Origin of the sequence: Acinetobacter sp. Root1280, from assembly GCF_001425285.1 — a bacterium.
Classification (GTDB): Bacteria; Pseudomonadota; Gammaproteobacteria; order Pseudomonadales; family Moraxellaceae; genus Acinetobacter; species Acinetobacter guillouiae.
The window spans coordinates 218,524-237,380 of the sequence record NZ_LMED01000001.1 but is presented as its reverse complement, the minus strand read 5'-3'; the positions used below and the strand labels follow the sequence as shown (position 1 = coordinate 237,380).

At 39.3% G+C, this 18,857-nt stretch carries 21 protein-coding genes; 2 read left to right on the top strand and 19 right to left on the bottom strand.

Features of this window, described 5'->3' with window-relative positions; all coding sequences use genetic code 11:
- Positions 1-13: 13 nt before the first annotated feature.
- From gspJ to ASC84_RS01040, 17 genes are all read right to left on the bottom strand, one after another.
- Positions 14-670, bottom strand: coding sequence for a type II secretion system minor pseudopilin GspJ (gene gspJ / locus ASC84_RS01120; RefSeq protein WP_081409299.1), 657 nt, complete (start codon positions 668-670; stop codon positions 14-16).
- Positions 670-1,053 (bottom strand): type II secretion system minor pseudopilin GspI, encoded by a 384-nt coding sequence (gene gspI / locus ASC84_RS01115; protein WP_016539436.1) that lies wholly within the window; start codon positions 1,051-1,053, stop codon positions 670-672. Before gspI ends, gspJ begins: the two co-directional genes overlap by 1 nt.
- Positions 1,040-1,606 (bottom strand): prepilin-type N-terminal cleavage/methylation domain-containing protein, encoded by a 567-nt coding sequence (locus ASC84_RS01110; protein WP_056510848.1) that lies wholly within the window; start codon positions 1,604-1,606, stop codon positions 1,040-1,042. Before ASC84_RS01110 ends, gspI begins: the two co-directional genes overlap by 14 nt.
- Positions 1,607-1,611: 5 nt before the next feature.
- Complete coding sequence (locus ASC84_RS01105; protein WP_056510845.1) at positions 1,612-2,226, bottom strand: TetR/AcrR family transcriptional regulator; 615 nt, start codon at positions 2,224-2,226, stop codon at positions 1,612-1,614.
- 87 nt (positions 2,227-2,313) lie between these two features.
- Entirely contained in the window at positions 2,314-3,087 is a 774-nt protein-coding gene (locus ASC84_RS01100) for a TatD family hydrolase (RefSeq protein ID WP_056510844.1), read from the bottom strand.
- Positions 3,088-3,114: 27 nt separating this feature from the next.
- Positions 3,115-3,456 (bottom strand): PilZ domain-containing protein, encoded by a 342-nt coding sequence (locus ASC84_RS01095; RefSeq protein ID WP_004720833.1) that lies wholly within the window; start codon positions 3,454-3,456, stop codon positions 3,115-3,117.
- Positions 3,457-3,482: 26 nt separating this feature from the next.
- Positions 3,483-4,463 (bottom strand): DNA polymerase III subunit delta', encoded by a 981-nt coding sequence (locus tag ASC84_RS01090; RefSeq protein ID WP_056510841.1) that lies wholly within the window; start codon positions 4,461-4,463, stop codon positions 3,483-3,485.
- 52 nt (positions 4,464-4,515) lie between these two features.
- The gene (gene kdsB, locus ASC84_RS01085) at positions 4,516-5,277 is read right to left on the bottom strand and encodes a 3-deoxy-manno-octulosonate cytidylyltransferase (RefSeq protein ID WP_056510838.1); all 762 of its coding nucleotides are present in this window, start codon (positions 5,275-5,277) and stop codon (positions 4,516-4,518) included.
- A gap of 4 nt (positions 5,278-5,281) precedes the next feature.
- A complete protein-coding gene (gene lpxK, locus ASC84_RS01080) occupies positions 5,282-6,298 on the bottom strand; it encodes a tetraacyldisaccharide 4'-kinase (protein ID WP_056510834.1) in 1,017 nt (338 codons plus the stop codon).
- A 6-nt stretch (positions 6,299-6,304) separates the two neighbouring features.
- On the bottom strand, positions 6,305-8,035 hold the full coding sequence (gene msbA / locus ASC84_RS01075) for a lipid A export permease/ATP-binding protein MsbA (RefSeq protein WP_056510831.1): 1,731 nt from the start codon (positions 8,033-8,035) through the stop codon (positions 6,305-6,307).
- A 3-nt stretch (positions 8,036-8,038) separates the two neighbouring features.
- On the bottom strand, positions 8,039-8,461 hold the full coding sequence (locus ASC84_RS01070; protein WP_056510829.1) for a biopolymer transporter ExbD: 423 nt from the start codon (positions 8,459-8,461) through the stop codon (positions 8,039-8,041).
- Positions 8,462-8,481: 20 nt separating this feature from the next.
- Positions 8,482-9,114, bottom strand: a complete 633-nt coding sequence (locus tag ASC84_RS01065; RefSeq protein WP_056510825.1) for a MotA/TolQ/ExbB proton channel family protein — start codon at positions 9,112-9,114, stop codon at positions 8,482-8,484.
- 35 nt (positions 9,115-9,149) lie between these two features.
- Positions 9,150-10,040, bottom strand: coding sequence for a ParB/RepB/Spo0J family partition protein (locus ASC84_RS01060; RefSeq protein ID WP_004720851.1), 891 nt, complete (start codon positions 10,038-10,040; stop codon positions 9,150-9,152).
- On the bottom strand, positions 10,037-10,819 hold the full coding sequence (locus ASC84_RS01055) for a ParA family protein (RefSeq protein WP_004720853.1): 783 nt from the start codon (positions 10,817-10,819) through the stop codon (positions 10,037-10,039). The genes ASC84_RS01060 and ASC84_RS01055 overlap by 4 nt, the downstream gene beginning before the upstream one ends.
- 24 nt (positions 10,820-10,843) lie before the next feature.
- Positions 10,844-11,476: a 16S rRNA (guanine(527)-N(7))-methyltransferase RsmG gene (gene rsmG / locus ASC84_RS01050; RefSeq protein ID WP_004720854.1), complete on the bottom strand. Its 633-nt coding sequence runs from the start codon at positions 11,474-11,476 to the stop codon at positions 10,844-10,846.
- Positions 11,477-11,582: 106 nt separating this feature from the next.
- Complete coding sequence (gene murU / locus ASC84_RS01045; protein ID WP_056510822.1) at positions 11,583-12,272, bottom strand: N-acetylmuramate alpha-1-phosphate uridylyltransferase MurU; 690 nt, start codon at positions 12,270-12,272, stop codon at positions 11,583-11,585.
- On the bottom strand, positions 12,269-13,288 hold the full coding sequence (locus ASC84_RS01040) for an aminoglycoside phosphotransferase family protein (RefSeq protein ID WP_056510819.1): 1,020 nt from the start codon (positions 13,286-13,288) through the stop codon (positions 12,269-12,271). Before ASC84_RS01040 ends, murU begins: the two co-directional genes overlap by 4 nt.
- Before the next feature lie 119 nt (positions 13,289-13,407).
- Here ASC84_RS01040 and ASC84_RS01035 point away from each other — a divergent pair, with 119 nt between their 5' ends.
- Positions 13,408-15,858, top strand: a complete 2,451-nt coding sequence (locus ASC84_RS01035) for an LPS-assembly protein LptD (protein ID WP_056511869.1) — start codon at positions 13,408-13,410, stop codon at positions 15,856-15,858.
- On the top strand, positions 15,858-17,174 hold the full coding sequence (locus ASC84_RS01030; protein ID WP_056510818.1) for a peptidylprolyl isomerase: 1,317 nt from the start codon (positions 15,858-15,860) through the stop codon (positions 17,172-17,174). The genes ASC84_RS01035 and ASC84_RS01030 overlap by 1 nt, the downstream gene beginning before the upstream one ends.
- A gap of 132 nt (positions 17,175-17,306) precedes the next feature.
- Here ASC84_RS01030 and hfq read toward each other — a convergent pair whose 3' ends face one another.
- Both hfq and miaA read right to left on the bottom strand, forming a co-directional pair.
- Positions 17,307-17,822 carry an RNA chaperone Hfq gene (hfq, locus tag ASC84_RS01025; protein ID WP_004720864.1) on the bottom strand — a complete coding sequence of 172 codons (516 nt, stop codon included), beginning with the start codon at positions 17,820-17,822 and terminating at the stop codon, positions 17,307-17,309.
- A gap of 90 nt (positions 17,823-17,912) precedes the next feature.
- Positions 17,913-18,857, bottom strand: a complete 945-nt coding sequence (gene miaA, locus ASC84_RS01020; RefSeq protein ID WP_056510816.1) for a tRNA (adenosine(37)-N6)-dimethylallyltransferase MiaA — start codon at positions 18,855-18,857, stop codon at positions 17,913-17,915.

Here is an 18,857-nt window from a genome sequence, read left to right as displayed (position 1 = left end):
ACACAATACTGATTTAATTATCTGTGCCGGTATTGATCAGATAGTCAGAATTAAGCAAACTAAAAATCCATTCATATTCTATATCACGAATCATTACTTTAATTTTAATCCCACGTGGCAATTGCCCATCATTTTTAATCATATCGTTTGGCCAACGATCTAATTCAGTTGGATTTAAAACATCAATACGATACTGATCAACATCTGCCAATAATACACTCGATAAGGGTTGTTCTGAATTATTTCGATTTAAATTTGAATATTTTAACCGATAAAGTTTTTTCTCTTGTGCATTGTAAACATATTCAATTCGTTCATAGGGTGACAGCCCCTGTTTAAGCGGGTCGGTTACACCTGTTTTACTGAAAGAAAGTTTTTGATTGTCTAAGCGTAAAGCAGGTTCAATTTCCTCACCACTTCTCGCAGAAATAGGAACAATCTGTAAGGTATCACGCTGAATCTGTTGATAGGCACCTTGCAATTGACCTAAATTTTCCTCATGTATGACATTACGATCTTTAACCTTAATCAGATAGTCAAATATTTTCCAGCCCAATGCTGACAAAACAGCAAAGATTGCAATAGCCACCAAAAGTTCAATTAAGGTAAAACCCGTACTTTTCTGTGAATACACAGTTTGATTTTTTTTATGTTTGATTAGATTCATCATTATTTTTCTTTGATCGGATAATTAAAGAACACCATATTGGTAATCCCTGCTTCTACTTTGCCCGTATCAGGATTAAAAAGGCTCACTTGCACATCTATTTTTTGTACATTTGGGCTCAGTGTAGATTCTGCTTTTTTATCTACCTGCCAAGTTTCACCTTGTGTGGTGATTTGTTTGGATGATGTTCCTGACAGCCATTCACGATTAATCATCATCATTGAGATTTCATTCTGTGCAACAAACTGAGCTTTGGTTCGTAAAATCGCGTTGGCTGTCGACTGCGTATATTGCATCGCGACTTTAGTCAAAGCCATTGCTGCGACTGCAAAAATCGCCAAAGCCACAACCACCTCAATTAAAGTAAAGCCCTTATTTTTCTTCATCTACTTTACCCAAATAATCAACTCGAATCACCCCACCCACTGGCTTTTGCTGATAATACATTTGAATTGTGACAGGTTTGACTTCACCATTCCCAAACCAAATCAATTTAGGTGCATTATTCCCCAAGAGTTCTGAGTTATTTGCATTTTGGAATTGATGATCTTCCGTTTCAATAGAAAATGAAACGTATTCTGGCAACGCTCTTTTAGGAAAGTCTGTCACTTCTTTCCAAGGTTTATTATCAACCACTCGGATACGTTGCTCAGCGTCTTCTTTGACTGGAATATATTCAATAACACCATACTGTGCATCTGCAACATCCGTAGCATTGTGTAAATCGAGTGCATAAATACGCGCTTGATCATTGGCTTCACGATTAATCTGCTTTAAATCGAGCAATAACATCTCGCGTGCTTGCATAGCTTTACGCTGATCTACGCCATCAATATTTAAAATGATCAATGAGGCAATAATACTGATGATGACGATCACCACCATCACCTCAATTAAGGTAAAACCTCGTATTTTTTGAGATGATCGTAGATTTTTCATTGCAGCTAAGCCACCTGTTCTGAGGCTTGTGGATGTTTTGGCACAGCCAACGCCTGATCAATCAATGCGACACGTAAGGTATCTCGACAACCTAAATAACGCTGATAGAAGCTTGAATTCAGTATCGCTGCTCCACCATGCGTAATTGACCAAATCGAAGCCAAATAATCACGTACCGACATCAAACTTTGAATGGATTCTAGATAGTTTTCTGTCATGCGAATAATGATACGTAAACGTTGTTTACGCACTTGATAGAGTTCGCTAAATAAATGATGGATGCCTTGTCCAGTGGTGGATAATCGCTCTTCGATCTGATGGAATAACACTGCACGTTCAGGATGGTGTAAATGGTGCAACATAAAAAAAGCCAAATGCTCAGGAAATGCTTTTTCAGTATCACGTACCATTTCAAGTAACATACGTTCATTACGAATGATGAGCAGTATATACAACTCATCCTTACTCTGAAAATGCTTATAAAGTGTTCCCTTGGCTAGATCTAATTCTGCAGCTAGGGCATCCAATGTCATCCCTGCTTCACCATTTTCTAAAAGCAGTTGTTCAGCAACCTGAAAAATCAATGCTTCTCTTGCTCTAAACTGAGCCTGTCGATCCATCTTCACCCGATAAACTCTCTTGTTAATTCTATCCGTTAATAAATTGACGCACTTCTATTGATTGCTTTTTAAATCAGTGCTTTTCAATCACTTTTGTTGAAGCAGATTTTCAAAATTTTGTGTGGTAATGAAAGCGATCTCTTCAAGCGTTTTATCATATACATCACTCAGCGCTTTGGCTACATAAGGAACGTATTTTGGTTCATTCGGTTTTCCTCGATAAGGCATCGGCGCCAAATAAGGACTATCTGTTTCAATCAACAAGCGATCTAAAGGTACCTGCTTTGCAACATCTCTTAAATCTTGCGCATTTTTAAATGAAACAATTCCAGAGAAGGAAATATAGTAGCCACAATCTAAAACGGCCTTTGCAGTCTCCCAATCCTCTGTAAAACAATGTAAAATACCATGTGTTGATTTTTCAGCCCGAATAATGTCTACAGTTTCATGCTTTGCTGAACGGGTATGGACAACTACAGGTTTTTTAACCTGTTGCGATGCGTGAATATGTCGTGCAAAACAGGCTTTTTGTTCAGCAATAAATTCAGTACTATGAAAATAATCCAAGCCTGTTTCACCCAAGGCCCAAACTTTTTCAGCCTGCGCCAGTTCAACCAGTTTTTCAACACTTGCACGTTGCATCACTGAAGGATCTTCACATGGGTGCACACCAACACTATAGCCCACATCTGAATGTCTTGCGGCAATTTCTGCAAGTGCGATATGGTCATCCAAATCTACAGAAATCCCCATAAATTTGGACACACCAGCATCTCTTGCTTGTTGTAATGCGGCATCGAGATCCCCAGCATAAGGTTCAAGATTTAACATGGTTAAATGGCAATGCGTATCAACAAACACAGAAATTCCTAAATATTGAAAATTGGCTTACATTGTAAAGCTAGGACGGTCTAAAGACATACTGCCTGCGAGTAGTTTTTCTGCTTCCATTTTGTAATAGATGCCTTTTTCGCCAGTGAGTTGAATTGCAAAACCTTGTGGCTTAATTCCATTTTGCTTTTGCGAAATCCAAATCACTTTCCCTGTTAAGGGAACTTTCTGTGATTGATCTGGCAAACCTGCCAATACGAACACTTCATCGCCCATTTTTACAGCATTCTTTGATGGTACAAATAAGCCACCACCTAAAATATAAGGCATATAACTGGCTTGTAAGGTTGCACGATCATTGATGTTGACTTGAATCAAACCGCCCATACGTGGTTGCATGATTATTCCCCCTGAATATTCAAATTTTATGTCACATTCATTAACTGAATCGACAATTGATCAATAATTAGATTTGTTTGTACATTTTGATCAACTTTTAGCTTAGATTGTTGTAAATCCTCATAAATAGAGAACAAGCTTTGCAATTGATACTGCGCTGCAAGCTCATCCAATTGCAAATCTGAATTCTTTACAACTTGATTCAGCTTGACACAAATTATATCTGACAACAAGTATTCAAACATTTGTAAAAAATCATAAAAGCTCAGTTCTTTATTCCATTTTGAAGCAAACTGTAAAGGCATGCTTTTTTGACTGACCAATTTTTGCCAATCTTGTAAAAATTCCCCACGTCGATTTAACCAATCCAGCTCAGCAAGCGCCAATGCTTGCAATGGCATATTATTGGATAAATTCATCAACAAGTTAATTTTAGAATGCATTTCAGCGGGTAAATGTTGTTGCAAATATTTTTCTGAAAGCGTGGGGCTAATTCGATCCATGGCAAAGTGCTGTAATCGACTACGAATCGTTGCTGGGAGCTTTAGATAATGTTCCGCAAGTAAAATAATCTGTACTCGATCACCTGGCTCTTCTAGCGTTTTTAATAATGCATTTGCAGAAGCAATGTTTAAAGCTTCTGCAGGTTCAATCACAATAACGCGCCAACCATCTACTGTTTGCTGCACAAATGGTAGTAAATCACGGATCTTCTCGATCTTAATTTTCGCGTTTTGCTTCTTATTCTCTTCATCGGTCGTGATATTAACATAGTTAGGATGGGTATCCGATTTGAGCCACTGGCAACTTGCGCACTCGCCACAAGCGCCTTGTGGTGTTTTATTTAAACACAAAACCCATGACAAAAAATGTTGGGTAAACGCATGTTTACCACAGCCTTTTTTACCATAGAACAATAAACCATGCCCTAATTTTGGAAAGCGACCTGTTAAGGTTTCCCATGCTTGTTGCTGCCAAGGATAAACCTGAGAATTAGAAGCATCCATGAATCAAAAACCTAAATACAAGTGAGGTAAAAACAAGTGACGCAAAGACAAACTATTCAAAAACCGCTACATCCAAGGCATTTAAGCGATCCAAATCAGCTTGAGTATCGACACCGGGTGGTAAGTTTACTTGTGCGATATCAATCGCAATACGATGTCCATTTTCTAAAACGCGTAATTGCTCTAAGCTTTCCAACTGTTCTAAAACACCCATATCCCAAGTAACATATTCTTGTAAAAGCTTGACACGGTAAGCATATAAGCCCAAATGACGATAAGCATGCTGATGTAGCTTTTGCTCAGCCTGTTTAATACCCTCTCGATCATAAGGAATTTGCGCACGACTAAAATAAAGCGCTTCATTGAACTTAGACATCACCACTTTCACAATGCTGTCACGCTGAAACTCGTCAAGCTGATGTATCGGCTCACATAAGGTCGACATTGAACAATCCGCTTTCTGCGCCAATAATTCCGCAACTTGAATCACCAATTGTGCAGGCAACAAAGGCTCATCGCCCTGTACATTCACAATAATATCCTCAGCATCCCAACCTTTGATCCGAGCAACTTCACTTAAACGGTCTGTGCCTGAAGGATGATTCGGATCAGTCATCACAACATCCACACCTTCTGCTCGGCAAAGCGCTGCAATATGAGGGTCATCTGTTGCCACACAAAGGTCATCAAACCCCTGTACTTTTTTTGCTTGATCGACCACACGTAAAATCATGGCTCGACCATGAATTTCTAAGAGCGGTTTACCCGGAAGACGTGAACTCGCAAAACGCGCAGGAATAACAATATGTTTCATCAAATTAACCTTGTATTAGATCAATACCAAGTTGAGTAAGTTGTTGGTTGAGTAATAGATAGCATTCATCAGACAAGACCGCTCCAACTGGAACCACCCAAATCTCACGACTAAATGTAGAATGATTTTTCAATAACGGTAAAAGCTTTACTGCATCTTTTTCAGTAGTGATAATCGGATTGTTATCTTCAAACTGCAAATCATCAATTTCATAATCATAATGGTCTGGAAATTCATGACATTGAAATTGAGTTACACCTATACTTTCCAAGGTGTTATAAAAACGTTGAGGAAAACCAATTCCAACGACTGCATAATAATCAAGTGTAGGATCAAACTGCTCAGATTGGTCAAAACTTGGATTTAAAAGATAAGGTTCTGTCACTTCTAAATGCATATTCAGAGCTGAATGTGGCTGATGTGCATGTTCAATCACGGTACCGTGTTTTAAACGGCTCACAGGCTCGCGTAAATAACCTTCAGGAAGTAGCTTCTGATTACCCAAACCACGATTATTATCAAGTACAATCCATTCGATTTGACGCGCTAAAGCCCAATGCTGTAAACCATCATCACTGATGATTAAATCAAGCTGGTAATGTTGCAGTAGTAACTCAATATTGGCTTGGCGATTGCCACCCACCACCATGGGAACCTCAGTAGACTGAACGATTAAACAGGGTTCATCGCCTACTTGATCAGGCACAGAATCTAAAGTAACCAGTGCAGGGAAAGGCCCTTGACCGCCATAACCACGGCTAATCACACCAACTCGGACATGCTGATGTTGCAAATATTTAACCAACTGAATCAATAACGGTGTCTTCCCACTCCCGCCCACAGTAATATTTCCAATAATCATCACTGGGACAGGTGCTTTATAGGTTTTTTTTATACCTTTTTGATACAGTTGCTTATTTACCGTAAAACCGAACTGATATAACCATGACAATGGCCGCAATGCAATCAACCACTTGGACTGTTTATTCCAAGCATCTTGAATGATTTGCGCAATAGACATGTTCGATTATTCCTCAAAGTTACGTTCATACAATTGATAGTAAGCGCCATGCTTCGCCAATAACTCAGTATGAGTACCTTGCTCTATAATACGCCCTTTATCCATAACCACAATCTTATCCGCTTTCTCAATCGTGGATAGTCGGTGAGCGATCACAATCGTGGTTCTATTTTGATCAAGCATCGCTTCATCAAATGCTTTTTGAATAAAGTGTTCAGACTCATTGTCCAAAGCACTGGTGGCTTCATCTAGGATAAGAATCGGTGCATTTTTAAGAATTGCACGCGCAATGGCAATGCGTTGACGTTGACCACCTGAAAGACTTAAACCTTGCGCTCCTAATGGTGTGTCATAACCTTTTGGTAATTCCATAATGAAGTCGTGTGCATAAGCCGCCTTAGCTGCTGCAACAATAGCTTCATCGGATGCTTTTTCTAACTGACCATATGCAATATTTTCACGCACAGTTCGATCAAATAAAACCACTTGCTGGTTGACCATCGCAACTTGTGTGCGTAAACAACTGAGTTCAATATCCTGAATAGGTAGTTGATCTAGATAAATTTGCCCTGCACTAATTTCCTGAAAGCGCACCAACATATTCACCAAAGATGACTTACCAGCACCTGAACGCCCAACCAGAGCAATGGTTTGGCCTGCTTGTATGTCTAATGAAAAATCATCTATTGCTTTTACATTATTTTTATAAGTTAAAGACACATGCTCAAACTTAATATCACCCAATAATTTTGGTGTTAAAGTTCCAGTATTCTCTTCTTGAGGTAAATCTAAAACTTCAAATACAGAATATGCCGCAGCGATACCGCGTTGTAATTTTTCATTGATATCTGTTAGATTTTTAATAGGCTTCGCCAGCAACCCAGCTGCTGTGATATAAGCAACGAACTCCCCCGCTGAAGTATCGCCTAAAATTTGTGGACGCAATGCCAACCAAATAATGATACTTAAAGCAAAAGCCATAACCAGTTGAACCAGTGGGCTATTTAAGTTCTGTACAACCACCATTTTCAAACCACGTTTTAAGTTCTCTTCTGAAGACTTATAAAAACGTTTTTGTTCATTTTCCTCACCAGCAAAACTCTTTACAACAGCATTACCACTGATTGTTTCCTGAACAATATGGTTCACATCTCCCATGGTATTTTGTACTTGAATGGAGAGTTTACGCATCCGTTTAGAAGCTTTTCGCACCAATAAGCCAATAATCGGCATAAAGATGAAAATACATAAAGTTAAACGCCAATTGGTATACAGTAAATAGCCCAACAAGCCTAAAGCAATTGCACCATCACGCACTAATATTTTTAATGATTCAGATGAAGCTGCGGTTAGTTGCTCCACGTTATACATTATTTTTGCTGTGATATGACCAGATGAATTATCCAAATAATACTGCGCTGGAAGTTTTAGGAGCTTGGCGTAAACTTCTTGACGAATACTAAACACCAAACTTCTTGAGATGACTGCAGTAAAGTAGCCACCCATAAACAAACCTAAACCACGGAAGAATATCAATAGAATAATCAGTGCGGGAAACCAATCAAGATCGCCACGATTACCACCTTGAATTGCATCAATAATATATTTAAGTAACTTTGCTACGGAGACTTCAGTTGCTGCATTTAAGCCAAATCCAACAATAACGAGTAAGGCTGCCCCCCAATACGGCTTTAAATACGCCAAAAGACGGACATAGACCTTAAAATCCTGATTCACTAATTAATAACCTCGAGATGGAACTTTGGTACTGATATTGATGTTAACGAAACCTAGCTGTCCTGCGACGTCCATCACTCGAATAACATCTTGATGCGTCGCTTTAGCATCTGCAGCTATCACAAACATCAGATCACGATTATCATTTGCTGCATGCTTAATTGCAGTACTTAAATCAGCCGACTCTTTACTCGAAAGTGCCTGCCCATTTACTGCATAATGTCCTGCCGAGTCTACCATGACTTCAATTTTATTTTTGTATTCTTTTGGCGGAACACCTTGTGCATCCGGTAAAGAAAGATTGATCCGGCTTTGCTGATTAAAGGTGGTGGTCAGTAATAAAATCACCAATATAAATAACAAGCAATCAATCAATGGCGTAAGATTAATATGAATATCTTCAACTGTTCTGCGTCTAAATTTCATGAAACACCCCTAAAACGGATTTAACCAGCTTTCTTTTTTTCATTTTCAAGGTGTTTCTGAAAAAATAAGGCGGCATGAAATAAAGTCGACTGTTGCTCGAGTTCAGCCACATATTCCTGAACTAAGCGCTGAAAATAACGGTAGGCAAATAGTGCAGGAATAGCAATCACCATACCGGCAGCTGTGGTAATTAATGCCTTAGAAATACCAGGAATCATCATGGTTGGATTGGCATTCGTACCTAAATCAATGACTAAAAAGGATTCGATAATTCCAATCACTGTGCCCAATAGACCCAATAACGGTGCAACAGCGCTCAATGTACCTAAGAAATTGATATTTTTTTCTAAATATCCAATTTCACGTGAAGCAGTCACTTCCATCTGAGCACGTGCAAATGCTTCACCTTGAGCGTAAGCATCTATACCATCTTTAAAAATATAGCCCAATGCAGTTTGGCAAACAGCTTGATCTTGTTCCATTTCATCTAAAACATCGTCAACATTACGACCTTTTTGCATCATAAGCGACTTAGGTAGAACTAAAGATCGTTTCAGCCGTATAAATCTCTCGATTGAAATCGCAACAGTAAAAATTGAACATAAAACCAATGGCAGCATTAACCAACCGCCGGCTTTAACAAGTTCCCACATCTTTAGTTCCCCAAATTAATTAAATCGCTTAAACATTATTGTTCTGGTAAACAGATATTTAAAATTCCATCTAACTCATCAAGCGAGTTATAACTGATGACCAGTTTCCCTTTACCCTGTTTGTTATAGTCTAATTTTACACTGGCACTAAAACGCTCTGACAGTTTCTGAGTCAGTTGTTGTACATCTGGTGCGAGTGGGTCTTTAGATTTTTCCTGCTTTGGTGTATTCCAATCACGCACCAACTGCTCGGTTTGACGAACAGATAAACTCTTATCAATCACAATTTTTGCAATTTGCAATTGATCTTTAGCTTTTAGTGTCAGTATCGCACGGGCGTGTCCCATGTCTAACAAACCTTGCTGCATTAAATCTTTGATTTCATCTTCTAGGCTTAATAAACGCAATAGGTTACTCACGGTAGTACGTGCTTTACCTACGGTATCCGCAATTTCTTGATGACTAAGCCCAAATTCTTCATGGAAGCGTTGTAATGCTAACGCTTGATCAACAGGGTTTAAATCTTGACGCTGAATGTTTTCGATCAATGCCAAGGCAATCGCAACTTGATCGGTCAAATCACGTACAATTGCAGGAATTTCAGTTAAACCCGCCAATTGAGCAGCACGCCAGCGGCGTTCGCCTGCAATGATTTCATAGGGTGTTTCGTCATTTTCAATCGGACGAATCACAATCGGCTGCATTACACCATGTTTTTTAATTGACGCTGCAAGTTCTTGTAAATCTTGCTCACCAATAAACCGACGGGGTTGATATGCACCACGTTTTAATTGGGTTACATCCATCTGTTTTAATTGGCCATGATCCAATGCTTGAACTTCAAGTTGTAATTTTTCTTTTTGGATTGAACCTAATAATGCATCTAAGCCACGACCCTTTGCCAACCCTCTTTTTTTCACGGTCATGCTTTATTTCCTTTTTTCACTTTACTCTTTTTCAACATTTCAGCTGCTAAATTTAAATATGCAATTGCACCTTTAGAGCTTTTCTCAAAATAAATAATCGGTAATCCATGTGCTGGCGCTTCGGCCAACCGCACATTACGCGGAATCACTGTATCATAAAGTTTCTTACCAAAATACTGTTCTAATTCGGCAGAAACATCACGAGTGAGTGCATTACGTGCATCATACATGGTACGAAGCACCCCAATAATTTCCAATTCAGGGTTTAAAGCCTGCTGAATTTTATCAATGGTCTGGGTCAGATCTGCCAATCCTTCTAATGCATAATACTCACATTGCATTGGAATAATCACTGCATCGACTGCGGCTAAAGCATTGACCGTAATTAAACTTAAACTTGGTGCACAATCAACAATAATATAATCAAAGTCTTTTTCAATCTGCTGTAAAGCATTACGCAAAATAAACTCACGTCCATCTTGCTCTGCGATTGCCAATTCAACACCTGCCAAATCACGATTTGAGCCAAGCACTTTATAACCGACTTCAGCTTTACTAATTGCAGTTTCAATCGGTACTTCACCCAGAAGTACATCGGTGACTGAATACAACAAATCATTTTTCTGAATACCCGACCCCATGGTAGCATTACCCTGTGAGTCCATATCCACCAATAAAACACGCTTTTTCAACACTGCCAAAGAGGCAGCCAAATTCACGGCTGTCGTGGTTTTACCTACGCCACCTTTCTGGTTTGCGATAGCAATAATTTGAGCCATGGTAACCCCAACCCTTAGTCTGTTTTAAATCTGTTTTAATAAAAGTAAATGACGTTGTTCGTCCAACCGAGGTACATGCAATTCAATAATGTCACAACTCCACTTGTCTTTTAAAGCATCAACTTCTTCAGTGGGAATCAAACCTTTCATTGACGCAATGATACTGCGTTCATGCATATAAGGTTCTGAAGCTGTCACAAAATCTGTCAATGAAGCAAATGCACGACTGGTGATCACATCAAATTGCCCTAGATCATGGATACTATCTTCATTTTCTACACGTGTCTGAACTGCGACAACATTTTTTAGTTTTAAATCTGCAATAAACTGTTTCAGAAAACGAATTTTCTTACCATTTGAATCCAACAAAACACATTGGCGTTCAGGTTGGCACAGTGCAATGATCATCCCTGGCATCCCCCCGCCAGTACCAATATCGAGTAAACGACCAGCGGGTAAATCATTTAAAATACTTAAGCTATCCAATAAATGTTTAACCAACATTTCTTTTGGATCGCGAATCGCTGTTAAGTTATAAGCTTTGTTCCACAGGACGAGTGCATCTTGATATTGCAACAATAATCCTAATGCTTCATCACTAAGTTTTAAGCCAAGCTTTAGACTGCCTTGCTTTAACTCTTGAAAAAATGGATGCATGATCAAATAACATCTCTAAAAAGTTAGCTGAAAGTATACCTATTTCTCGCCCGTGGAACAGTAGTTAACGATGAGTTAATACGCACTTAGGCGTATTTATCCTCACTTAAATATACTCACCCTGTCTTATTTGCAAATCCAAGGCTGTTAAACGTTCAGGTGTACCCACATCAACCCACGCTGCCTGCATTTTCTCAGCAGAGATTTTACCATCTAGCATGCCTTGTTTAAGCAAGGGTGCAAGCGGTCTTTTACCATGCTCCAGACCATCAAACATTTTTGGGTTGATCACAGCGACACCACTGTAAGTTAAATTTTCACCTTGCTGATTTTGATCAAAGGTATAAGCGCGACCATTTGCCAAGGTAAAATCGCCCTGAGGATGCTGTTCAGGATTATTAACAAAAACCAAATGCGCAAGATCATCGGCAAGATTGATATCTAATAATGATGCAAAATCAAAAGTGGTCCATACATCGCCATTGACCAGAATAAAAGGTTGATCACCGAGAAGTGCTAAGGCATTGATAATCCCACCTGCAGTTTCCAAGCCCTCATCTTCACGCGTCCAGCGTATAGTCACACCAAATTGTGAGCCATCACCCAAGGTGCCAATCAGAATATCTGCCAACCATGCAGAGTTAATCACGATTTCAGTCACACCCATTTTTTTTAATTTTTCAATATGCCATACAATTAGTGCTTTGCCGCCTACTTCCAATAAAGGCTTTGGCTTATAGAGGGTCAAAGGTCGCATTCTATTGCCTAGACCAGCAGCTAAAATCATCGCTTTCATGCTGCAACCACCTCATATGTGCCATATTTTTCTTCAAATTTCGGCAAAACCCGTGCATGGATAAAATGCATAAACGATTGTAATTCTGGGTAAGGTTTTGCCTCTTCCAGTAAATACCACATGACACGAGGCAAGTCCTTGAGATAACCAGACTTACCATCACGCTCAAACAAACGAACGAAAATACCTAAAATTTTGATATGGCGCTGAATTGCCATAAAGTCAGCATCTTGTTTAAATTGATCAAAATCACGATCTTGCTTCGCAGATTCTGGCAATAAGTCATAAAATACTTTAAACCACGCATACACACGCTCAGGACCCCACTGTACGTAGGCATCACGGGTAATCGAAATCAAGTCATAAGTATCCGCACCGATCACTGCGTCTTGAAAATCAATCACGCCTTGGTCTTTCTCACCTTCAAGAATCATCAGATTACGACTATGGAAATCACGATGTACGATTACTTGAGGTTGTGCCAAAGCAGCGTTGGCAAGGATAGCAAAAGTTCTTTTAATTAACGCATGTTCTTCATCTGTCACTTGGATTGCTAATGATGGTAACAACCAATCCGTTAACAATTCCATTTCTGAAATCAACTTTTCATAGGCATATGCTGGCAATTGTGATGAAGCAGTAGCAATAGACTGTAACTGCACCAACTGCTTAAAACTTTGCGCATAATGTACATCTACCGTTTGATCATTCAATTGTGTAGATAGCAATACATCGCCAAAATCTTCAAGTAGCAACAAACCTTGATCTAAGTCCTTGGCAACAATATGAGGTACACGCACCCCATTTGTGTCAAAGAATTCATCAATCGCAACAAAAGGACGACAATCTTCCTTCTCAGGAGGTGCATCCATAAGCATAAATGTTTTATTATTCAAGGTAATTCGTGCATAACGACGGAAACTCGCATCGCCTGCTAAAAAATTGATTTCAAATTGATCTGAACTGAGTACAGATGTTAACCATGTTTGTATCAATTGTTCACGTTGTGTATTCATTTGCAATTTAATCTAATTCAGGCTGAATTTTTGAAGTGCTAAGTGTAGCTACTTATCGACTTTTTCTCTATGATGCGACAATAATTAATTGCGATTAGCATATTTGGTTAATGAGACAAATGAAGCATCAGTTTAAATTTAATCCTTTAGCGACTGCTATTTTGACACTTCTTTGTGGAAGTTCAGTATCCAGCTATGCTGAATCGACAGACACTGTTTCTGAAGTTAATAATAAGCAACTGAATGCAGCCATCAAAGAAAGCTTTGCAGGGCAAAATTTCTTTGAACAATATTATGTGGACAAAAACTCACCTGAAGCGCAGGTACGTGATTTAAAAAATCCAAGTACCCGTTATTGTGAAGGTGTCTGGGTAACGCCTTTTAGTACTCAAGCTAAATCGACAAATCCAGAAGAAGCCTCATCTGTGATTACCGCAGATAATGGGTATTACAATCCCAATGGCGACTCCTTTCTGTCTGGTGATGTGGTCATTGATCAATCTGGACGCATGATCCGTGCTGATGAAGTGACCATTGATAAAACACAAACTTTCGCCAAAGCGAAAGGCAATGTACAAATGGCGCAAGGTGGTATTATCGCGCAGAGTGATCAGATCGATTACAACCTCAAAGATGAAACTGGGCGGTTAAATAATAGTTTCTATATTGCAGAATTGACTCACGCACATGGTCATGCAGAAAAAATAGAAAGAACCTCACCAACCAATATCATCCTTGAAAATGCAACCTATACCACCTGCCCACCTGATGAAAAACCCACTTGGAAAATTCAGGCCAATAAAATTGAATTGGATCAAGATACTGGTCGTGGTGTAACGCGCGGCACTAAACTTTATGTTAAGGATGTACCTGTACTCGCAGTTCCATACTTTAACTTCCCGATCGATGACCGCCGTACAACCGGGATTTTAAGCCCGAGTTTCGGCTTTACCAATGATGGCGGTTTTGAACTCGCAGTTCCTATTTATTTAAATTTGGCACCTAATTATGATGCCACCATTACACCACGACTGATTACTGACCGTGGTCTTATGGCTCAAGGTGAATTTCGCTACTTAACTGAGAACTTTGGTGCTGGTAGCGTTTGGGGAAGTTACTTACCCTCTGACCGCGACTATAATGATGAAGATCGTAAAGACCTCCATTTCCTACACAAGTGGGATATCACCAAACAGTGGTCAACCAATTTAGAATATAACTATGTTTCTGATAAAGACTTCTTCTCAGATCTAGATAGCAATCCAAATTCCCGCACAGAGCTTAACCAACGCCGCGCTTGGGAACTTAACTATAATCACGGTATTCCTGGGTTAAAAGCTCAGCTTAAAGTTGAAGACTTTCAAACACTTGATAAAACCATCAAAGATGTAGATAAGCCATATGCCCGCCTACCACAGTTTTTACTGAACTATGTCGCTGGAAATCCGCAAGGTTTGGAATACGAATTTAATAACGATACTGCGTATTTCCAAAAAGACATCAACGATGCTGATTATAACAACCAGCCAAGTGGTACACGTTTATATAACCAATTTGCGACACGTTATAATTTCCGCAATCCATGGTCTTTTGTGATCCCTGAAGTTTCTGTACGTAGTTTAAATACTTTCTATGATCAAACCACGGTAGATCAACTTAACTTAAATAACCAAAGCCAAGATAGCAAAAATAAATCCGTTGTTGTTCCTCAATTTACCTTGGATACGGGTTTAACTTTTGAAAAGGACGGGAAATTCCTCCAGACTATTACACCTCGTGCTTTCTACGCTTACGCACCATATAAAAATCAAACAGGTTATCCAAACTTTGATTCAACAACAGCTTCTATCAGCTATGATCAATTGTTTAGCCCGTATCGCTTTTATGGACACGACCGCTTAGAAGACAATAACTTTTTATCTTTAGGCTTAAGTTATAGTTTATTTGATACGGTGGGCTTAGAGCGTTTAAGAGCCAGTATTGGTCAAAGTTATTATTTTGATGATCGAAAAGTTACACTGCTTAACAATACTGATGATTTAGACAGAGAAAAACATACCGGCCCTGTGCTGAGTCTTTCTAGCCAACTTTCACAAAACTTCACATTGAGTACCAACTCAGCGTGGATGTCAAATGGTGATAGCGCACAACATGACTTCCAACTGTATTATACAGGCCAGCGTGGAAACCTTTATAACGTCGGTTATTTTTATCGCAATAACCTTCCTGACCGTCAACGAGAATATGATCAAGCAGTTGCATCATTTATACAGCCTGTAAAAGACAACTGGCGTATTATGGGGCATGTTCAATATGACCTTGACAACCATGTCGCACGCGAATATTTATTGGGTGTGAATTATGAATCTTGTTGTTGGGGAATTTCCGTCTATGGTCGCTCGTACTTTAATGATCTAGATGACGTTTCTCTTCCTGATACAAAGCCAAAACGCGCAGTGATGGCTGAGATCACACTAAAAGGACTTGGTGGTTTGAACAACAAGTTAAGTTCATTACTTGAAAATCGTATTTTAGGTTTTGATAAAGCTAATCAATCTTGGACACATTAATGAAGACGCAAAAATTTAAAAAATTATTTAAAGCATCAACCTTAGCTTTACTCATCTCCACCTCGGTATCAGTTTATGCTGCTCCGCAGGACCAAATCATTGCAATTGTTGGTTCTACAGCAATTTTAAAAAGTGATTTAGACCAAGGTGTTGCTGAAGCGACACATCGACTTCAGGCACAAAAGAAAGAAATCCCACCACAAAACATTCTGCAACAGCAAGTACTGAGTCAGCTCATCACCCATGATGCACAGCTTGAACAAGTAAAGAAGTATGGCTTAAAAGCAGATGAAAAAAGCTTAAATGAAGCCGTATTAAAAGTTGCTCAACAATCTGGTGCAAATTCTTTAGAAGCTTTTCAAAAAAAATTAGATGCTGTTGCACCCGGTACCTATGAATTACTTCGTAACCGTGTTGCAGAAGATTTACTCATTCAACGATTGAGTCAACAACAAGTGATGTCTCGTATCAAGATCACTGACCTTGATGTTGAAAACTTCTTAAAATCACCTGAAGGTCAAGCTGCTGTTGGTAGTCAAGTCCATGTACTACATATGCGTATTTCAGGAGAAGCGCCTGCAAGTGAGTTAGAAAGTATTGCAAAAACAGTTCGTACTGACTTAAAAGACAGCAATGACGTTAAAAGCTTAGAAAAGAAATTTAGCACAGCCCAAGTTAAAGTCGATGGTGCTGATATGGGCTTCCGTCCGCTTTCAGATATTCCAACAGATCTTGCTGCACGTGTTACGACTCTTGAGCCAGGACAAACCACTGACTTAATTCCAGCAAAAGATGGTGTTCATGTTTTAAAATTATTAGAAAAAAAATCGAATGAGCAAAAAGCTTTAGTTCCGCAATTTAATACGCGTCATATCCTGATTAAAACATCAGAAGTTGTTAGCCCTGAAAATGCAAAGCAAACCATTGATAGTATTTATAACCGCTTAAAAGCAGGTGATGATTTTGCTACGCTTGCTTCAACCTATTCAAATGACCCAGGCTCTGCTCGTGATGGCGGGAGTCTTGGCTGGGTAAGCCCTGGTATGATGGTTCCTGAATTTGACAAACTCATGCAGAGTTCGCCAGTCAACGAAATCAGCAAACCATTTCAAACTCAATTTGGCTGGCATATTCTCCAAGTCACAGGCACACGTCAACAAGATATGACCTCTGAATACCAAAAGCGTATGGCTCGCCAAATTTTAGGTGAACGTCAATTCGAATCAGAATATGATGGCTGGTTAAGAGAGTTACGTGCAAATACTTACATTGAAATCAAAGATCCAAGCCTAGATCCAAAGAAAAATGAAAGTTAAGTCTGCGCTCAGTCGTTAAATTAAAAACCAGTGCCTTGCACTGGTTTTTTTATCTCTAAATTTAGCAACACCAATAAAAAAGAGACGCCAATTTGGCGTCTCTTTTACAATCGTTCTTGTTAAATCAAGAAATTAACGATTGTTTTCATCTTCTTGTGAATCTTCAAATTTTGTTTCGCCGCCAAAGTCAGTACCTTGACCGCCGAAGCCGCCTTGACCACCGAAGCCGCCTTGACCACCGAAGCCACCTTGACCACCGAAGCCACCTTGGCTACCGAAACCACCTTGACCACCGAAACCGCCTTGTTGACCACCAAAGCCGCCTTGTTGACCACCGAAGCCACCTTGACCACCGAAGCCACCAGCTTGACCACCGAAGCCGCCAGCTTGACCGCCGAAGCCACCAGCAGCGCCTTGAGCACCAGCAGGAGCACCAGCTGGACGTGGATTACGTGCAGGTACTACAGTTGAAATAGCATGCTTATAAACCATTTGGCTTACTGTGTTTTTCAACAAAACAACATACTGGTCAAAAGATTCAATATGACCTTGTAATTTAATACCGTTTACAAGAAAAATAGAAACAGGAATACGTTCTTTACGGAGAGAATTTAAGAACGGATCTTGTAAAGTTTGACCTTTAGACATTTTATACTCCAAAAAAAATTAAAATCAGCGCAAAAACTACCTTTATTTTTCAATTAAAATTTATAAAAAAGGTAGTTGTTAAATTTTGCTTTATCCGTATAAGTTTCGCAAGTCTTCTTGTGCTTGGTTTATCGTAAAAAAAGTTTGAAAAGAGTGTGTTTCTTGCAAAGATCGTAACCATGTGTATTGACGTTTTGCTAATTGTCGTGTCGCAAATAGTGCTTTATCCTTCATTTGACGCTCACTTTCTTGACTCAAATCACTGTTTTTTAAAAAATCTATCGCCTGTCGGTATCCAACAGAGCGTGAAGAAGGTAAATTTTCTTCGAGATCGTATTTTTTCATAAGATTTTCAACCTCATTTAAAAATCCGATTTCCCACATTTTTTCCAAACGAAGTTCAATTCTCTTGTGCAGCTCTAGGCGATCAGGCAATAAAGCATAATTATGAAAATCATATCGGTACGGTTGATTCTTCGGTTGTTCCGCCTGTAGTTGAGTAATCGGACGACCAGTAATTTTATACACTTCTAAAGCGCGAATGATTCTTTGCTTATCACTGACTTTAAATTTTTCACCTGCCAATACATCAACAGATTTTAATTCATCATACACCGATTGCCAGCCTTCCGTTTCACCTTTTAACTCAATCGCAGCACGAATCTCGTAATCAGCACTTGGTAAATTTGTAGAGAGCCCCTCAAGCAACGCTTTAAAATATAGCATTGTACCGCCAACTAAAATAGGTGTTTTACCGCGTGCATGGATATCATCAATCAGTCTACAAGCATCCTCGACAAATTCAGCAGCAGAATAAACCTCTAGTGGGGTAATAATATCAATCAAATGATGCGGATAACACTCCTGCTCCGCTTTGGTTGGCTTTGCAGTACCAATATCCATATCTTTATAGACCAAGGCAGAATCTACAGAAATAAGCTCATAATTCCCATGATCATACAGTTCACATGCCAAAGCAGTTTTACCGCTTGCGGTTGGTCCCATTAAATTGATGACGGGCAATTGATTTGACAT

Excerpts from the sequence above, each read along its gene's own strand:
- gspJ (WP_081409299.1), bottom strand. The coding sequence starts at position 670 with ATGATGAATCTAATCAAACATAAAAAAAATCAAACTGTGTATTCACAG.
- gspI (WP_016539436.1), bottom strand. The coding sequence starts at position 1,053 with ATGAAGAAAAATAAGGGCTTTACTTTAATTGAGGTGGTTGTGGCTTTG.
- ASC84_RS01110 (WP_056510848.1), bottom strand. The coding sequence starts at position 1,606 with ATGAAAAATCTACGATCATCTCAAAAAATACGAGGTTTTACCTTAATT.
- ASC84_RS01105 (WP_056510845.1), bottom strand. The coding sequence starts at position 2,226 with ATGGATCGACAGGCTCAGTTTAGAGCAAGAGAAGCATTGATTTTTCAG.
- ASC84_RS01095 (WP_004720833.1), bottom strand. The coding sequence starts at position 3,456 with ATGCAACCACGTATGGGCGGTTTGATTCAAGTCAACATCAATGATCGT.
- ASC84_RS01090 (WP_056510841.1), bottom strand. The coding sequence starts at position 4,463 with ATGGATGCTTCTAATTCTCAGGTTTATCCTTGGCAGCAACAAGCATGG.
- kdsB (WP_056510838.1), bottom strand. The coding sequence starts at position 5,277 with ATGAAACATATTGTTATTCCTGCGCGTTTTGCGAGTTCACGTCTTCCG.
- lpxK (WP_056510834.1), bottom strand. The coding sequence starts at position 6,298 with ATGTCTATTGCGCAAATCATTCAAGATGCTTGGAATAAACAGTCCAAG.
- ASC84_RS01070 (WP_056510829.1), bottom strand. The coding sequence starts at position 8,461 with ATGAAATTTAGACGCAGAACAGTTGAAGATATTCATATTAATCTTACG.
- ASC84_RS01065 (WP_056510825.1), bottom strand. The coding sequence starts at position 9,114 with ATGTGGGAACTTGTTAAAGCCGGCGGTTGGTTAATGCTGCCATTGGTT.
- ASC84_RS01060 (WP_004720851.1), bottom strand. The coding sequence starts at position 10,040 with ATGACCGTGAAAAAAAGAGGGTTGGCAAAGGGTCGTGGCTTAGATGCA.
- ASC84_RS01055 (WP_004720853.1), bottom strand. The coding sequence starts at position 10,819 with ATGGCTCAAATTATTGCTATCGCAAACCAGAAAGGTGGCGTAGGTAAA.
- rsmG (WP_004720854.1), bottom strand. The coding sequence starts at position 11,476 with ATGCATCCATTTTTTCAAGAGTTAAAGCAAGGCAGTCTAAAGCTTGGC.
- murU (WP_056510822.1), bottom strand. The coding sequence starts at position 12,272 with ATGAAAGCGATGATTTTAGCTGCTGGTCTAGGCAATAGAATGCGACCT.
- ASC84_RS01040 (WP_056510819.1), bottom strand. The coding sequence starts at position 13,288 with ATGAATACACAACGTGAACAATTGATACAAACATGGTTAACATCTGTA.
- ASC84_RS01035 (WP_056511869.1), top strand. The coding sequence starts at position 13,408 with ATGAAGCATCAGTTTAAATTTAATCCTTTAGCGACTGCTATTTTGACA.
- ASC84_RS01030 (WP_056510818.1), top strand. The coding sequence starts at position 15,858 with ATGAAGACGCAAAAATTTAAAAAATTATTTAAAGCATCAACCTTAGCT.
- hfq (WP_004720864.1), bottom strand. The coding sequence starts at position 17,822 with ATGTCTAAAGGTCAAACTTTACAAGATCCGTTCTTAAATTCTCTCCGT.
- miaA (WP_056510816.1), bottom strand. The coding sequence starts at position 18,857 with ATGTCAAATCAATTGCCCGTCATCAATTTAATGGGACCAACCGCAAGC.